Source organism: Streptomyces sp. CA-288835, assembly GCF_050936385.1.
In the GTDB taxonomy this organism is placed as follows: Bacteria; Actinomycetota; Actinomycetes; order Streptomycetales; family Streptomycetaceae; genus Streptomyces.
In genome coordinates, this window is sequence record NZ_JBNJMW010000001.1 from 6307948 (window position 1) to 6324573 (window position 16626).

Consider the following 16626-nt stretch of genomic DNA (forward strand, 5'->3'; position numbering starts at 1 on the left):
GTTGTCCACAGGGACTTGTCCACAGGGGTGGCCGCAGCGCTCTGGCGTTGGCACAGTGGTGGGCATGCGCGGGTGGTGGCAGGACCTCACCGACCTGGTGCTGCCGGCCGTGTGCGGAGGCTGCGGGAGACCTCGTGCGGTGTTGTGCCCGGGGTGCCGTGCCGCCCTGATGGGGGCCGCGCCGCGCCGGGTGCGACCGATGCCCGAGCCGCCGGGGCTGCCTGTGGTGCACGCGTCGGCTCCGTACGAGGACGAAGTGCGGGCGGCGCTCCTCGCCCACAAGGAACGGGGTGCGCTGATGCTCGCAGGGCCGCTGGGACTGGCGCTCGCGGGTGCGGTACGGGCCTCGCTCGCGTCCGGTGGCGGGCTCGGAGGACCGGTGCTGCTCGTTCCCGTCCCCTCCGCGCGGCGCGCGGTGCGGGCCCGGGGGCATGACCCGGCGCGGCGGATCGCGCTCGCGGCGGCGGGCGAGCTGCGGCGCGCGGGGACGCCGGCACGGGTGCTCGCCGTGCTGCGGCAGCGGCGTGCCGTGGCCGACCAGTCGGGGCTCAACTCCCGGCAGCGGATGGACAATCTGGCCGGCGCCCTGGAGGTGGCCGCCGGGGGCGCCCGGTTGCTGGCCGAAGGCGGACGGGCCGTACTCGTCGACGACCTGATGACGACGGGCGCGTCCTTGGCGGAGGCGGCGCGGGCGCTGCGCGCCGCTTTTGCGGAAGCGGGAGACCGGCCACAAACGGCTGCGGAAATGCGTGGTCCGAACGGCACCGGAGACATGATCAGCGCGGCTGTGGTCGCCGCGTCTCCGTCATCGTTCGCCATAATCCGGAACTGATCGGGAAGTTGCGTCGTTGCAGGTAGCGAGAGGTTCATTCGCTGGAATGGAGGTACACCGCAGTAGAGGGTGACGACATCCGTCCGAGCGAGATATGTTCGGTTGTGAGGGAATGCCGGGTGCTGTCCCTCCTATACCGGATTGCCATCCTGCGGGTTTCTGCAATCACCCGCAGCGGTGGGGTGGAGATCTTGCCCACGGGGGAGGAGGAGGTGGAAGTCACCAAGTCCGAGGCTCTGGGACGTACCGGAGCCTGGTGCAAAAAGGGAGTTGCTCCGCACCGTTGCGGAGCGATCCGGGAACGGAGTTCTGCGTGGACATCGTCGTCAAGGGCCGCAAGACCGAAGTGCCAGAGCGGTTCCGTAAGCACGTGGCCGAGAAGCTGAAGCTGGAGAAGATCCAGAAGCTCGATGCCAAGGTGATCAGCCTCGACGTCGAGGTGTCCAAGGAGCCCAACCCGCGACAGGCCGACCGGTCCGACCGAGTGGAGATCACGCTTCACTCCCGCGGCCCGGTGATCCGGGCGGAGGCGGCGGCCAGCGATGCGTATGCGGCACTGGACCTGGCGGCGGACAAGCTCGAAGCCCGGCTGCGCAAGCAGCACGACAAGCGCTACACGCGCCGTGGTGCCCGTCGGCTCACGGCAGCTGAGGTCCCCGACCACGTTCCGGGTGTGGCGACACTGAACGGGAACGGCAACGCCGTCCACGAGGAAGAGCCCGAAGGAGTGCCGACCAAGAAGATCGGCTCCCTCGAGGTGAAGGGCGAAGGCCCCCTCGTCGTACGCGAGAAGACGCACGTCGCCTCTCCGATGACCCTCGACCAGGCTCTCTACGAGATGGAGCTGGTCGGGCATGACTTCTATCTTTTCGTCGACTCCGAGACCAAGGAACCGAGTGTCGTCTACCGGCGGCACGCATACGACTACGGCGTCATCCACCTCAGCACTGACCCGATGGTCGCCCAGGCGCACAAGCCCTCGACGGGCGGGACGCTGGGCGGCTGACCACGCCCGATGAGTTCCCCCGGTCGTCGGCCGGGGGACCACCAGTCGGTGCCCCTGGAGCGTGCGTGCGAGTGTGCGTGCGCCCCCAGGGGCACCGGTATGCGACCCCTCGCGCCCCGCTGCGTCACCGGACTGTCGTCCGGGCATGAAATCATGGCCGAACCGGGCCCCAACCGGTGGGCCGTTGCCTTGGGTTGGCGATGGCACAGGAACACAGGCCACGGCCTTCAGGGGGAGGAACGATGGCGGACAGCTTCGGACCGATGCAGGACGAAGATGCCGACGACGGCGTCGTCGGCATGGGCCCGGACGCGGGCTCCGGCCCGAATGCCGGCCCCCCACGCAAGGAGCCGATCCGGGTCCTTGTCGTGGACGACCATGCCCTTTTCCGCCGCGGCCTGGAGATCGTGCTCGCCGCCGAGGAGGACATCCAGGTCGTCGGGGAGGCGGGTGACGGGGCCGAGGCGGTCGACAAGGCCGCCGACCTGCTGCCCGACATCGTGCTGATGGACGTACGGATGCCCAAACGCGGCGGTATCGAGGCGTGCACGTCCATCAAGGAGGTGGCCCCCAGCGCGAAGATCATCATGCTGACGATCAGCGATGAGGAGGCCGACCTCTACGACGCGATCAAGGCGGGCGCGACCGGCTATCTCCTCAAGGAGATCTCCACGGACGAGGTGGCGACGGCGATTCGTGCCGTCGCCGACGGGCAGTCGCAGATCAGCCCCTCGATGGCGTCCAAGCTGCTCACCGAGTTCAAGTCGATGATCCAGCGCACGGATGAGCGACGGCTGGTGCCGGCGCCCCGGCTCACCGATCGTGAGCTGGAGGTTCTCAAGCTGGTCGCGACCGGGATGAACAACCGGGATATCGCCAAGGAGTTGTTCATCTCCGAGAACACCGTGAAGAACCACGTGCGGAACATCCTGGAGAAGCTGCAGTTGCACTCCAGGATGGAGGCCGTGGTGTACGCGATGCGGGAGAAGATCCTCGAGATCCGCTGACCGTTTCGCATCGCGCCCTGGAGGGGCGCGATGCGGTCACTCACGCCAGTACTCGTGCCAGCTCTCTCGTCAGCGGCTCCCGCAGTTCCGGCGCGTCCACCCTCTCCACGCGTACGTCCGCACAGTCCACCCAGCTTGCTGCCTCGACGAGTGCTTGGGCCACCGCGGGCACGGCCTTGGGGCCGTCCAAAGTCACCTGCTTGGCCACGAGCGTTCGGCCCTCGCGGGCGGGGTCCACGCGGCCGACGAGGCGGCCGCCGGCGAGGACCGGCATTGCGAAGTAGCCGTGCACCCGCTTCGGCTTGGGGACGTAGGCCTCCAGGCGGTGGGTGAAGCCGAAGATCCGTTCCGTGCGGGCGCGTTCCCAGATCAGCGAGTCGAACGGGGACAGCAGCGTCGTACGGTGGCGGCCTCGCGGCGTGGTCTCCAGGGCCGCCGGATCGGCCCAGGCGGGCTTGCCCCAGCCCGAGACGGTCACCGGGACCAGTCCGGAGTCCGCTATCACCGCGTCGACCTGCTCGCCCTTGAGGCGGTGGTAGTCGGCTATGTCCGCGCGCGTGCCGACGCCCAGCGCCTGGCCGGCGAGCCAGACCAGACGGCGCAGGCACTCGGTGTCGTCCAGCTCGTCATGGAGCAGCGTGTCGGGGATGGCGCGCTCGGCGAGGTCGTACACCCGCTTCCAGCCGCGCCGTTCCACGCACACCACCTCGCCGTACATCAGCGCGCGCTCGACGGCGACCTTCGTGCCCGACCAATCCCACCACTCGCTGGTCTTCTTGGCGCCGCCCAACTCCGTGGCCGTAAGGGGGCCTTCGGCTTTCAGTTGCTTGATGACCTGGTCGTACGTGCCGTCCGGGAGCTCGTGGTTCCACTGCGGGCGGGCGCGGTAGGCGCGGCGGCGGAAGGCGAAGTGGGGCCACTCCTCGATGGGGAGGATGCAAGCGGCGTGCGACCAGTACTCGAAGGCGTGCGGCCGGGCCGGAGAAGTGCCCGGGGATGACGCGGTCCAGTAGGCCTTGTCCACCGTCTTGCGGCCGACGGCGCCGAGGCGGGCGTACGGGATGAGTTCGTGGGAGCGGGCGAGGACCGAGATCGTGTCGAGCTGGACCGCTCCCAGATGCCGCAGCACCCCGCGCACGCCGGCCTTGCGGTCGGGGGCGCCGAGGAATCCCTGGGCGCGCAGGGCGATTCGGCGGGCCTCGTCGGCGGAGAGTTCGACGGTGGGGCGAGGGAGACTCGTCATGGCCCGCACGATAGGCGGTGCCACTGACAATCGGATCTGACCTGCGAAAACCGGCCCTGACTTGTGGTGATCACGTGGAGAGAGTGGGGCGACGGGACACCGGCGATTCAGCCCGCCCGTTCAACCCGCCCGTTCGGCCCGGCGATTCAGCCCGCCCGTTCAGCCCGGCGGTTCAGGCATGCTGCGGGGCAGGCAGGTACGGCGCTGTCGACGGCAGTCCCATGTCGGAGGGGAGCAAGGAGCCGATCCAGCAGTCGCGGCGTACGCCCTTGTTGTTGATGCCGGAGCGCAGGACGCCCTCCATGGTGAAGCCGGCGCGTTCGGCGACCGCGCGGGAACCCCGGTTGCCGACCTCGGCCCGCCACTCCACACGGTCGATCGCCATGTCCTTGAACGCCCAACGGGACGCGCGGACAGTGGCCTCGGTGACGTAGCCGTTGCCCCTGTGTTCCTTCGTGGCCCAGAAACCGATCTCGCCGACTCCCGGGGAGCGCATCGTGATGCCGAGCATGCCGGCGAGTTCGCCGGCGGCAGGCAGGAAGACGCCGAACGTGAACATCGAGCTGTCCGCCCAGCCGTCGGGCACCATCTGCTCCGTGAAGCCCACCGCGTGCTCCCGCAGATAGGGCGACGGGATCGTTGTCCAGCGCTGGATCTCGGGGTCCTGGCAGGCTTCGTACACGGCGTCGGTGTCGTGCGGTCCCACCGAACGCAGCAGGAGGCGCTCGGAGGTCAGAGTGACGGGTTCCATTGCCCGATTCTGCTCGGCCTCACTCAGGGAAGCCATTGTTTTGCACTGCGTGAAGGGCCGGTTACTTTTCGTTGTGCCTGTGCGGCACCTTCCGCAACTGCCGTCCGTTGTCCTAGTGGCTGTCACGGGCAGACCTCCCGGCGCGGTGGGGTCCTCGCTTACGATGGCCGTTGCTCAAGCTGTGATTTGAAACTGTTGCTGAACCCGACCGTCCGGCCCGACCGGCAAGGAGACAAACCCCCGTGTCCGTCCTCTCGAAGATCATGCGTGCAGGCGAAGGCAAGATCCTGCGCAAACTGCACCGCATTGCGGACCAGGTCAACTCCATCGAAGAGGACTTCATCGACCTCTCCGACGCCGAGCTGCGGGCCCTCACCGACGAGTACAAGGAGCGGATCGCCGAGGCGCTCGCCGACGAGCCCGACGAGTCGAAGCACGACGCGGTTCTGAAGAAGGCGCTCGACGACCTGCTCCCCGAGGCGTTCGCGACCGTCCGCGAGGCCGCCAAGCGCGTTCTCGGCCAGCGCCACTTCGACGTGCAGATCATGGGCGGCGCCGCCCTGCACATGGGCTACGTCGCCGAGATGAAGACCGGTGAGGGCAAGACCCTGGTCGGCACCCTGCCCGCGTATCTCAATGCGCTGTCCGGCAAGGGCGTGCACCTGATCACGGTCAACGACTACCTGGCCGAGAGCCAATCCGAGCTGATGGCCCGCGTCCACAAGTTCCTGGGCCTGTCGGTCGGCTGCATCCTGGCCAACATGACGCCGGCCCAGCGCCGCGAGCAGTACAACTGCGACATCACGTACGGCACGAACAATGAGTTCGGGTTCGACTACCTGCGCGACAACATGGCGTGGTCGAAGGACGAACTGGTGCAGCGGGGCCACAACTTCGCGATCGTCGACGAGGTCGACTCCATCCTCGTCGACGAGGCCCGTACGCCGCTGATCATCTCCGGCCCGGCCGACCAGGCCACCAAGTGGTACGGCGACTTCGCCAAGCTGGTCACGCGCCTGAAGAGGGGCGAGGCGGGCAACACCCTCAAGGGCATCGAGGAGACCGGCGACTACGAGGTCGACGAGAAGAAGCGCACCGTCGCCATCCACGAGTCCGGCGTCACCAAGGTCGAGGACTGGCTGGGCATCGACAACCTCTACGAGTCGGTGAACACCCCGCTGGTGGGCTACCTGAACAACGCCATCAAGGCCAAGGAGCTCTTCAAGAAGGACAAGGACTACGTCGTCATCGACGGCGAAGTCATGATCGTCGACGAGCACACCGGCCGTATCCTCGCCGGCCGCCGCTACAACGAGGGCATGCACCAGGCGATCGAGGCGAAGGAAGGGGTGGACATCAAGGACGAGAACCAGACGCTCGCGACGATCACCCTGCAGAACTTCTTCCGCCTCTACGACAAGCTCTGCGGCATGACCGGTACGGCGATGACCGAGGCCGCCGAGTTCCACCAGATCTACAAGCTCGGTGTCGTGCCGATCCCGACCAACAAGCCGATGATCCGCAAGGACCAGTCGGACCTGATCTACCGCACCGAGGTCGCCAAGTTCGACGCGGTGGTCGACGACATCGCCGAGAAGCACGAGAAGGGCCAGCCGATCCTCGTCGGCACCACCTCGGTCGAGAAGTCCGAGTACCTCTCGCAGCAGCTCAGCAAGCGCGGCATCCAGCACGAGGTGCTGAACGCGAAGCAGCACGACCGTGAGGCGACGATCGTCGCCCAGGCCGGCCGCAGGGGCGCCGTCACCGTTGCCACGAACATGGCCGGACGAGGCACGGACATCAAGCTCGGCGGCAACCCCGAAGACCTCGCCGAGGCCGAGCTGCGCCAGCGTGGCCTCGACCCCGAGGAGCACATCGAGGAGTGGGCCGCCGCGCTGCCCGCCGCCCTGGAGAGGGCCGAAAAGGCGGTGCGGGCCGAGTTCGAGGAGGTCACGGACCTCGGCGGGCTGTACGTGCTCGGCACCGAGCGGCACGAGTCGCGTCGTATCGACAACCAGCTGCGCGGTCGTTCCGGCCGTCAGGGCGACCCGGGCGAGTCCCGCTTCTACCTGTCCCTCGGTGACGACCTGATGCGGCTGTTCAAGGCCCAGATGGTCGAGCGCGTGATGTCGATGGCGAACGTCCCGGACGACGTTCCGATCGAGAACAAGATGGTCACGCGCGCGATCGCCTCCGCCCAGTCGCAGGTCGAGCAGCAGAACTTCGAGACCCGGAAGAACGTCCTCAAGTACGACGAGGTCCTCAACCGGCAGCGCGAGGTCATCTACGGAGAGCGGCGCCGCGTCCTGGAGGGCGAGGATCTGCAGGAGCAGATCCAGCACTTCATGGACGACACGATCGACGCCTACATCGACGCCGAGACCGCCGAGGGCTTCTCCGAGGAGTGGGACCTGGACCGGCTGTGGGGCGCCTTCAAGCAGCTCTACCCGGTGAAGGTCACCATCGAGGAGCTCGAGGAGACGGTGGGCGACCGCGCGGGTCTCACCGCCGAGTTCATCTCCGAGTCCATCAAGGACGACATCCACGAGCAGTACGAGGCCCGTGAGGCGCAGCTCGGCTCCGAGATCATGCGGGAGCTGGAGCGCCGGGTCGTGCTGTCGGTCCTGGACCGCAAGTGGCGCGAGCACCTCTACGAGATGGACTACCTCCAGGAGGGCATCGGCCTGCGTGCGATGGCCCAGAAGGACCCGCTGGTCGAGTACCAGCGCGAGGGCTTCGACATGTTCACCGCCATGATGGACGGCATCAAGGAGGAGTCCGTCGGCTACCTGTTCAACCTGGAGGTCCAGGTCGAGCAGCAGGTCGAGGAGGTTCCGGTCGAGGATGCGAAGCCGTCGCTCGACAAGAAGGAGGACGCCGTGCCCGCGGGTGCGCGTCCGGAGATCCGCGCCAAGGGGCTCGACGCTCCGCAGCGGCCGGACCGGCTGCACTTCTCCGCGCCGACCGTGGACGGCGAGGGTGGTGTCGTCGAGGGCGACTTCACCAGCGACGGGGAGCCGGTGCGTTCCGAGTCGGACGGGCTCACGCGCGCGGAGCGGCGGAAGCAGCAGAAGGGGCGCCGCCGCAAGAAGTGACGGTTCGCTCCGCTGGGTTCAGCAGGTTTAGCGGGGTTTGCTTTGAAGGGCCGGGCACCTTGGGGTGCCTGGCCCTTCGGGCTTTGGGGGGCGGGGGCTCGGTTTGAAGCTGCGGGTGCGTCGTGGCTTGTCGCGCCCGCGCGGCGGAGCCGCAGATTGATACGGCCCCGCGCCCCTGAGGGGGCAGGGGTGCGTTGTGACGCTGCGGGCCCGTTGTGGTTTGTCGCGCCCCGCGGCGGAGCCGCACATGTCACAGCCCCGCGCCCCTAACGGGGCGCTGAATCGCGCCCCGCGCGGCGGAGCCGCATATTGTCACAGCCCCGCGTCCCTGACGGGGCGCTAGTTGTCGTGCCTGTGGGGCATGCGCGTGCCGCCCAGTTCTACTGCTGTGCAGCGCCAGCGGAGGTCTTGGCCCTTTTCCAGGCGGAAGGCCATTGCTCGGAGTTGGTCGCCTGCGCCGATTCGGGCGAAGGCTTCGATTGCGCCGGGGCGGGGGACCTCGTAGCCGACGTCGCGGATGACCGGGCGGGTGCCGCGGGTGCGGAGAGGGCCGCGTTCGGCTAGCCAGGCCAGTTCGTCGTACGCGCGGCCTGCCGTGTGGCGGAGCATGCTGTGAACGGGGCGCTGGCCGCTCAGTACGGCGAGTAGGAGGTCGGCGAAGAGGTCGGTGGGACGCGGCTGTGGGGGCGTCCTGAGCGGGCCTCGAGCGGGCGCCCTGTGGCGAGGGGCGCGCCCGCCGGACGCCGTGTTCTCACTCCGCGGTGAGCTGCCCGGTGTCTCCCTGCCCGGTGTGGAGCGCGGGGTGGTTCCGGCGGGGCGGCGGGTGTCGTGGCGGCCGGGCGGGCGGGTGCCCGAGTTGCGCTTCGTCCTGGTCATCACCTTGGTCATGGCGTTGTCCCCGCTCGCTGGGCCCGAGTCGATACCGGGCAGTAACTAGCTGTTGGGGATCTTGTACGGGGCCGGAGCGGGCGGCGGCAAGGACGCTGGCTGCGCGCCGTGGCGCCCGGAGACTTCACCTATCAGGGTGACGAGGGCGGGCGGGGCCCTTGGCGGGGCTGGGGTGGACAGGGTGAGAACCCCGCGGTGTGGTTGACGTCGCACGAGGGGGTCGACCCGACTCGAAAGGGGACGCCCCGCACGTATCCTGAAGGTCCTTCCGGAGGCGCGGGACAGTCCTCCTGGGAGCCCTCCGACTACGAAAGCGGCCAGCCATGCGCGTCTACGTCCCCCTGACCCTCTCCGGTCTCGCCGAGGCGTACAAGACGGGCGAGCTCGGGGCCGGGCCCTTCGTCGCGTACGCCGTCACGCCCGCGTTGCGCGAGTGGTATCTGTCCGACGACATCGAGGAGTTGGAGTACGCGGCGCTGAACCGGGCCGCGCTCGCCTCGCTGCGGCTGCTCGCGCTCGACCCGGGGACTTTGCGGCGCCGCGTCGTCGTCGCCCTCGACGTCCCGGAGGGAGCCGCCGTCGCCGATCCCGACCGCGGGCTCGACCCCGGCTCGCTCGGAGAGGTGCGGATCGACGGGCCCGTACAGCTGGCCAAGGCCGCGGCCGTGCACGTCGACTCGGACGAGGCCGAGGCGGATGTCACGGCGGCGGCGGACGCGCTGGGCGCGGCGGACACGGGCGACGATGACGCGCAGTTCGTCGTGGACGGGGCCGAGGACCACGAGCTCCTGTGGTTCGCCACGCAGGAGATCCCGAACCTGGTAGGGCTCGGGGACTGACCCGAAACCCGATGGGATGGACCCCGGTCTGATTCGAGACCCGATGGGGCCCCGGACTGGCCCGACACTTGGCGGGCCTCGGGGACTGAGGAGACCGGGTCGAGGCCGTCGGTGAAGAAATGCCTACGGCGTTGTCAGTGCCGGCGGGTACGTTCTTTGGCATGGGGAAGCACAACGCAGCGCACATCGTGTGGGACTGGAACGGGACCCTGTTCCACGACAACACGGCCGTCATCGGGGCCACCAACGCGGCCTTCGCCGAGCTGGGCCTTGAGCCGATCACGCTGGAGCAGTACAGAGAGTTGTACTGCGTTCCGGTGCCGAAGTTCTACGAGCGACTGATGGGCAGGCTGCCCACGGAAGCGGAGTGGGAGGTCATGGACGAGACCTTCCACCGGTACTACACGGAGCACCGGATCGGCTGCGGGCTCACCGACGGGGTTCCGGGGCTGCTCGCCGAGTGGGCTTCGGCCGGCGGCAGCCAGTCGCTGCTCAGCCTGGCCCGGCATGACGAACTCGTCCCGCTCGTACGGGACTTCGGGATCGAGCCGCACTTCATACGGGTCGACGGGCGGACCGGTCCTTCCGGCGGCCGCAAGGCTGAGCACATGGTGCGGCATGTGCGGGCGCTGACCGGCGTGGAGCCCGCTCGTACGGTCGTGATCGGCGACGCGGCGGACGACGCGATAGCGGCCCGGCACGTAGGGGCGCGGGCCGTGCTCTACACCGGGGGCTCGCACAGCCGGGCCAGCCTCGAAGCGGTAGGGGTCCCTGTCGTGGACAGCCTGGAGGAAGCGGTTGTGGAGGCGGAGCGGCTGGCGGCCTGAAGGGGCGTATGGGCATACGGGAGTGATGGCGCCCGTGACGGACGCCCTCCTCGCCCCCGCCGAAGTCAGGTCACCGGAGCCTTAGCCCGTAGCACCGTAAGGAACTCCCGCATCCAGCTGGAGTGGTCCGGCCAGGCGCGCGACGAGACCAGGGTGCCGTCGACCACGGCCTCGGCGTCCTGGAAGGTGGCGCCCGCGGCCTGCATGTCCAGCTCGAGCGCCGGGTACGCCGTGACGCGGCGCCCCCGGAGGCCGTCGATCGCCGCGGTCAGCAGGGGACCGTGGCAGATCTGGGCGACGGGTTTGTCCGTGTCGAAGAAGGACTTCAGGATCTTGCGGAGTTCGAGGTCGTTGCGGAGGTACTCGGGTGCCCGGCCGCCGGGGATCACCAGGGCCACGTACTGGCCGGGGTCGACCTCCGAGAAGGCCAGATCGGCGGGCCAGGTGTAGCCGGGCTTCTCCGTGTACGTGTCGAAGCCGGGTTCGAAGTCGTGGACGACGAAGCGGAGTTGTTTGCGGGTGGGGGCGGCGATGTGGACCTCGTAGCCCTCTTCGCGCAGGCGCTGGTAGGGGTACATCACCTCCAGTGACTCCGCGGCGTCTCCGGTGACGATCAGGATCTTCGCAGTCATGGCGCTCCGCTCCCTTCGCCGGGATCCGTCCCGCCCAACGTGCCTCCGCGTCGGGCCCTTGCCAAGGGGGCTGCGCGCTGGGGTTTGCGTCGAGCTGAGCGAGCTGAGGGACTCGGGTACCCCAAGCGCCCGCTCGTAAGCCCCCGCGCACTGTGCAGACTGTCAAAATCCCACCCACTCTTTTGTACACATGCGGCCCATGACGGGCCCCCCATACGGAGCGATAGCCTTGTCACGTGATCAGCGCGATATGTCGCGGGAGCGTCTGTCTTCCCGCTTTGCGCCCGGACCGCACGGACGACATCCGTGGCCGGGCGGTCGCTGGTCTTCGCGGGCGGTACGAGTCACCGAGAGCAGTCTCACAGTCTCCGGCGGTGCCGAATATGGCCGATAACGCCCCGCCCCTCTCTCATCGCGACATAGCGTCGAAGCAGACCGGACACCCCGCGTCACGGCGCTACGTCACTTCACGTTTTTCGGCGTCACGCAACGGCGCGCGACAGGAGCCAGAGGACAATGCAGACCAAGCTGGACGAAGCCAAAGCCGAGCTGCTCGAACGGGCCGCCCGGGTAGCTGAGAACAGCCCGGCCGGGGTGCATCTACCGACCAGGGCGCAGGACGAGGGCACAACCGACACCCCGGACCACGCCACCGTGCTCGCGTTCCTCCAGCGCTACTACCTGCACACCGCCCCGGAGGACCTCACCGACCGTGACCCGGTCGATGTCTTCGGAGCCGCCTACTCCCACTACCGGCTGGCCGAAAACCGCCCCCAGGGCACGGCCAACGTCCGGGTCCACACCCCGACCGTCGAGGAGAACGGCTGGACCTGCAGCCACTCCGTCGTCGAAGTGGTCACCGACGACATGCCCTTCCTCGTCGACTCCGTGACCAATGAACTGTCCCGGCAGGGGCGCGGCATCCACGTCGTGATCCACCCCCAGTTCGTCGTACGGCGCGATGTCACCGGCAAGCTCATCGAGGTCCAGCCCGCCCGGCCCGCCGCCGAAGACCTGCCGCACGACGCCCACATCGAGTCCTGGATCCACGTCGAGATCGACCGCGAGACCGACCGCGCCGATCTGAAGCAGATCACCGCCGATCTGCTGCGCGTGCTCTCCGACGCTCGCGAGGCCGTCGAGGACTGGGAGAAGATGCGGGACGCGGCGCTGCGTATCGCCGACGACCTGCCGGCCGAGCCCAAGGCAGACGATCTGCGCGACCAGGAGGTCGAGGAGGCCCGCGAGCTGCTGCGCTGGCTGGCCGCCGATCACTTCACCTTCCTCGGCTACCGCGAGTACGAACTGACGGAGGACGACTCCCTCGCCGCCGTCCCCGGTACCGGTCTCGGCATACTGCGCGCGGACCCGCACCACAGCGGCGACGACGCCCACGGCCACTCGCACTCCTTCAGCCGGCTCCCCGCCGACGCCCGCGCCAAGGCCCGTGAGCACAAGCTGCTCATCCTCACCAAGGCCAACAGCCGCGCCACCGTGCACCGGCCGTCCTACCTCGACTACATCGGCGTGAAGAGGTTCGACGAGAACGGGAACGTCATCGGTGAGCGGCGCTTCCTCGGCTTGTTCTCCTCCGCCGCGTACACCGAGTCCGTACGCCGCGTGCCGGTCATCCGCCGCAAGGTCCAGGAAGTCCTCAAGGGCGCGGGCTTCTCGCCCAACAGCCACGACGGGCGCGACCTGCTGCAGATCCTGGAGACGTACCCGCGCGACGAGCTGTTCCAGACCCCGGTCGACGAGCTGCGGTCCATCGTCACCTCCGTGCTCTACCTCCAGGAGCGCCGGCGGCTTCGTCTCTACCTGCGCCAGGACGAGTACGGCCGCTACTACTCGGCCCTCGTCTACCTGCCGCGCGACCGCTACACCACGGCCGTACGCCTGAGGATCATCGACATCCTCAAGGAGGAACTCGGCGGTATCAGCGTCGACTTCACCGCCTGGAACACCGAGTCGATCCTGTCCCGGCTGCACTTCGTGGTCCGCGTCCCGCAGGGCACCGAGCTGTCGGAACTGTCCGACGCCGACAAGGAGCGCATCGAGGCGCGTCTCGCCGAGGCCGCCCGCTCCTGGGCCGACGGTTTCGCCGAGGCGCTGAACGCCGAGTGCGGCGAGGAGCGCGCGGCCGAACTGCTGCGCCGGTACGGCAACGCCATCCCCGAGGGCTACAAGGCCGACCACAACCCGCGTACGGCGGTCGCCGACCTGGTCAACCTGGAGCAGCTCGGCGACGGCAAGGACTTCGCGCTCAGCCTGTACGAGCCGGTGGGCGCCGGGCCCGGCGAGCGCCGCTTCAAGATCTACCGCATCGGCGCGCCGGTCTCCCTCTCCGCCGTCCTGCCGGTGCTCAGCCGGCTCGGCGTCGAGGTCACCGACGAGCGCCCGTACGAGCTGCGCTGCTCGGACCGTACGTCCGCCTGGATCTACGACTTCGGCCTGCGCGTGCCCCCGCCCAAGGGCAGCGGCGACACGCTCGCCGACGACGCCCGCGAGCGCTTCCAGGACGCCTTCTCGGCGACCTGGACCGGACAGGCCGAGAACGACGGCTTCAACTCGCTCGTCCTGAGCGCAGGGCTGAGCTGGCGGCAGGCGATGGTGCTGCGGGCGTACGCGAAGTACCTGCGCCAGGCCGGTTCGACCTTCAGCCAGGACTACATGGAGGACACCCTCCGCAACAACGTCCACACCACCCGGCTGCTCGTCTCCCTCTTCGAGGCGCGGATGTCCCCGGACCGCCAGCGGGCGGGTACGGAACTGACCGACGCCCTCCTGGAGGAGCTGGACGCCGCCCTCGACAAGGTCGCCTCCCTCGACGAGGACCGGATCCTGCGGTCGTTCCTGACCGTGATCAAGGCGACCCTGCGCACCAACTTCTTCCAGGAGGCGGGAGGCGGACAGCCGCACGAGTACGTCTCCATGAAGTTCGACCCGACGGTCATCCCCGACCTTCCGGCGCCGCGTCCGGCGTACGAGATCTGGGTGTACTCACCGAAGGTCGAGGGCGTCCACCTGCGGTTCGGCAAGGTCGCGCGCGGTGGTCTGCGCTGGTCCGACCGCCGTGAGGACTTCCGGACCGAGATTCTCGGCCTGGTCAAGGCGCAGATGGTCAAGAACACCGTCATCGTGCCGGTCGGCGCGAAGGGCGGCTTCGTCGCCAAGCAGCTGCCGGACCCGTCCGTGGACCGCGACGCCTGGCTGGCGGAGGGCATCCGCAGCTACAAGACGTTCATCTCGGCGCTGCTCGACATCACCGACAACATGGTGGCCGGTGAGGTCGTACCACCCGCCGACGTCGTACGGCATGACGAGGACGACACGTACCTGGTCGTCGCCGCCGACAAGGGCACCGCGACCTTCTCGGACATCGCCAACGAGGTCGCGCAGAGCTACAACTTCTGGCTCGGCGATGCCTTCGCCTCGGGCGGCAGCGCCGGCTACGACCACAAGAAGATGGGCATCACCGCCCGCGGCGCCTGGGAGTCCGTGAAGCGGCACTTCCGGGAGCTGGGCGTGAACACCCAGACCGACGACTTCACCGTCGTCGGCGTCGGCGACATGTCCGGCGACGTGTTCGGCAACGGCATGCTGCTGTCCGAGCACATCCGCCTGGTCGCCGCCTTCGACCACCGGCACATCGTCATCGACCCGAACCCGGACGCGGACACCTCCTACGCCGAGCGCCGCCGCCTGTTCGAGCTGCCCCGCAGCTCCTGGGCCGACTACAACAAGGAGCTGCTGTCGCAGGGCGGCGGCATCTTCCCGCGCAGCGCCAAGTCCATCCCGCTCAACAGCCACATCCGCCAGGCCCTCGGCATCGAGGACCGCGTCGCCAAGATGACCCCGGCCGACCTGATGCGGGCCATCCTCAAGGCACCGGTCGACCTGTTGTGGAACGGCGGCATCGGTACGTACGTGAAGGCGTCCACCGAGACGCACGCGGACGTCGGCGACAAGGCCAACGACGCGATCCGCGTGGACGGCGCCGACCTCCGAGTCAGGGTCGTCGGCGAGGGCGGCAACCTCGGCCTGACCCAGCTCGGCCGGATCGAGTTCGCGCAGCACGGCGGCAAGGTCAACACCGACGCCATCGACAACAGCGCGGGCGTGGACACCTCCGACCACGAGGTGAACATCAAGATCCTGCTCAACACGGTCGTCGCGGACGGCGACATGACCGTCAAGCAGCGCAACAAGCTGCTCGCCGAGATGACCGACGAGGTCGGCCAACTCGTCCTGCGCAACAACTACGCACAGAACGTCGCGCTCGCCAACGCGCAGGCCCAGTCCCCGGACATGCTCCACGCCCAGCACCGCTACCTGCGCCACCTGGTGCGCGAGGGTCACCTCGACCGGGCCCTGGAGTTCATGCCCACCGAGCGCCAGATCCGGGAGCGCCTCAACACCGGGCACGGTCTGACCCAGCCGGAGACGGCCGTTCTCCTCGCGTACACGAAGATCACGGTCGCCGACGAGCTGATGCACACCTCGCTGCCCGACGACCCGTATCTGCGCAGCCTGCTGCACGCGTACTTCCCGACCGCGCTGCGCGAACAGTTCCTCACGCAGATCGACAACCACCCGCTGCACCGCGAGATCACCACGACCGTGCTGGTCAACGACACGGTCAACACGGGCGGTACGAGCTTCCTGCACCGCCTGCGCGAGGAGACCGGAGCCTCGCTCGAGGAGATCGTCCGGGCGCAGACCGCGGCCCGCGCGATCTTCGGGCTGAGCGAGGTGTGGGACGCGGTCGAAAGCATCGACAACCGGGTCGACGCGGCCGTCCAGACCCGTATCCGCCTGCACTCCCGCCGACTCGTCGAGCGCGGCACCCGCTGGCTGCTCAACAACCGGCCGCAGCCGCTCCAGCTCGCCGAGACGATCGAGTTCTTCAGCGAGGGAGTCGCACAGGTCTGGGCCGAGCTGCCCAAGCTGCTGCGCGGCGCGGACCTGGAGTGGTACCAGCGGATCTTCGACGAGCTGTCGGATGCCGGAGTCCCGGACGAGCTCGCCCAGCGCGTCGCCGGGTTCTCCGCGGCCTTCCCGACGCTCGACGTCGTCGCGGTGGCCGACCGCACCGGCAAGGATCCGATGGACGTCGCCGAGGTGTACTACGACCTCGCCGACCGCCTCCGCGTCAGCCAGCTCATGGACCGCATCATCGAGCTCCCGCGCGCCGACCGCTGGCAGTCCATGGCCCGCGCCTCCATCCGCGAGGACCTGTACGCGGCCCATGCGGCGCTCACCTCCGACGTCCTGGCCTGCGGAAACGGCACGTCGACGCCGGAGCAGCGGTTCAAGGCCTGGGAGCAGAAGAACGCGGCGATCCTGGGCCGGGCCCGTACGACCCTGGAGGAGATCCAGGGCTCGGAGTCCTTCGACCTGGCGAACCTGTCGGTGGCGATGCGGACGATGCGGACGTTGTTGCGTACGCATTCGTAGGTGGGACGCACGTCGGTACGGGCGGCGGTCCGCACGTCGGTGCGTACGG

General features: G+C 68.7%; 11 protein-coding genes. 7 read left to right on the forward strand and 4 right to left on the reverse strand.

The genetic code is table 11. From position 1 onward, the window contains the following. Nucleotides 1–64: 64 nt before the first annotated feature. The 3 genes from ACQEVY_RS28815 (at nt 65) to ACQEVY_RS28825 (ending at nt 2845) form a co-directional block, all read left to right on the forward strand. Nucleotides 65–832 carry a ComF family protein gene (locus ACQEVY_RS28815; protein WP_432952283.1) on the forward strand — a complete coding sequence of 256 codons (768 nt, stop codon included), beginning with the start codon at nt 65–67 and terminating at the stop codon, nt 830–832. A 313-nt stretch (nt 833–1145) separates the two neighbouring features. Then, nucleotides 1146–1838, forward strand: a complete 693-nt coding sequence (hpf, locus tag ACQEVY_RS28820) for a ribosome hibernation-promoting factor, HPF/YfiA family (protein WP_432952284.1) — start codon at nt 1146–1148, stop codon at nt 1836–1838. Between the two features lie 242 nt (nt 1839–2080). Beyond that, nucleotides 2081–2845, forward strand: a complete 765-nt coding sequence (locus tag ACQEVY_RS28825; RefSeq protein ID WP_432952285.1) for a response regulator — start codon at nt 2081–2083, stop codon at nt 2843–2845. 40 nt (nt 2846–2885) lie between these two features. On the opposite strand, the gene ACQEVY_RS28830 is transcribed toward ACQEVY_RS28825, so the two are convergent. Next, on the reverse strand, nt 2886–4088 hold the full coding sequence (locus tag ACQEVY_RS28830; protein ID WP_432952286.1) for a winged helix-turn-helix domain-containing protein: 1203 nt from the start codon (nt 4086–4088) through the stop codon (nt 2886–2888). A 172-nt stretch (nt 4089–4260) separates the two neighbouring features. Further along, on the reverse strand, nt 4261–4839 hold the full coding sequence (locus ACQEVY_RS28835) for a GNAT family N-acetyltransferase (RefSeq protein ID WP_432952287.1): 579 nt from the start codon (nt 4837–4839) through the stop codon (nt 4261–4263). 242 nt (nt 4840–5081) lie between these two features. On the opposite strand from ACQEVY_RS28835, the gene secA reads away from it, so the two are divergent. Continuing rightward, on the forward strand, nt 5082–7934 hold the full coding sequence (gene secA, locus ACQEVY_RS28840) for a preprotein translocase subunit SecA (RefSeq protein WP_432952288.1): 2853 nt from the start codon (nt 5082–5084) through the stop codon (nt 7932–7934). A 339-nt stretch (nt 7935–8273) separates the two neighbouring features. Here secA and ACQEVY_RS28845 read toward each other — a convergent pair whose 3' ends face one another. Next, the gene (locus ACQEVY_RS28845) at nt 8274–8822 is read right to left on the reverse strand and encodes an Rv3235 family protein (RefSeq protein WP_432952289.1); all 549 of its coding nucleotides are present in this window, start codon (nt 8820–8822) and stop codon (nt 8274–8276) included. Between the two features lie 323 nt (nt 8823–9145). Here ACQEVY_RS28845 and ACQEVY_RS28850 point away from each other — a divergent pair, with 323 nt between their 5' ends. Then, nucleotides 9146–9661, forward strand: a complete 516-nt coding sequence (locus ACQEVY_RS28850; protein ID WP_432952290.1) for a DUF6912 family protein — start codon at nt 9146–9148, stop codon at nt 9659–9661. Between the two features lie 161 nt (nt 9662–9822). Then, nucleotides 9823–10488 (forward strand): HAD family hydrolase, encoded by a 666-nt coding sequence (locus ACQEVY_RS28855; protein ID WP_432952291.1) that lies wholly within the window; start codon nt 9823–9825, stop codon nt 10486–10488. A 65-nt stretch (nt 10489–10553) separates the two neighbouring features. Here ACQEVY_RS28855 and ACQEVY_RS28860 read toward each other — a convergent pair whose 3' ends face one another. Next, on the reverse strand, nt 10554–11120 hold the full coding sequence (locus tag ACQEVY_RS28860; protein ID WP_432952292.1) for a DJ-1/PfpI family protein: 567 nt from the start codon (nt 11118–11120) through the stop codon (nt 10554–10556). 516 nt (nt 11121–11636) lie between these two features. Here ACQEVY_RS28860 and ACQEVY_RS28865 point away from each other — a divergent pair. Further along, on the forward strand, nt 11637–16577 hold the full coding sequence (locus ACQEVY_RS28865) for an NAD-glutamate dehydrogenase (protein ID WP_432952293.1): 4941 nt from the start codon (nt 11637–11639) through the stop codon (nt 16575–16577). Nucleotides 16578–16626: the final 49 nt, after the last annotated feature.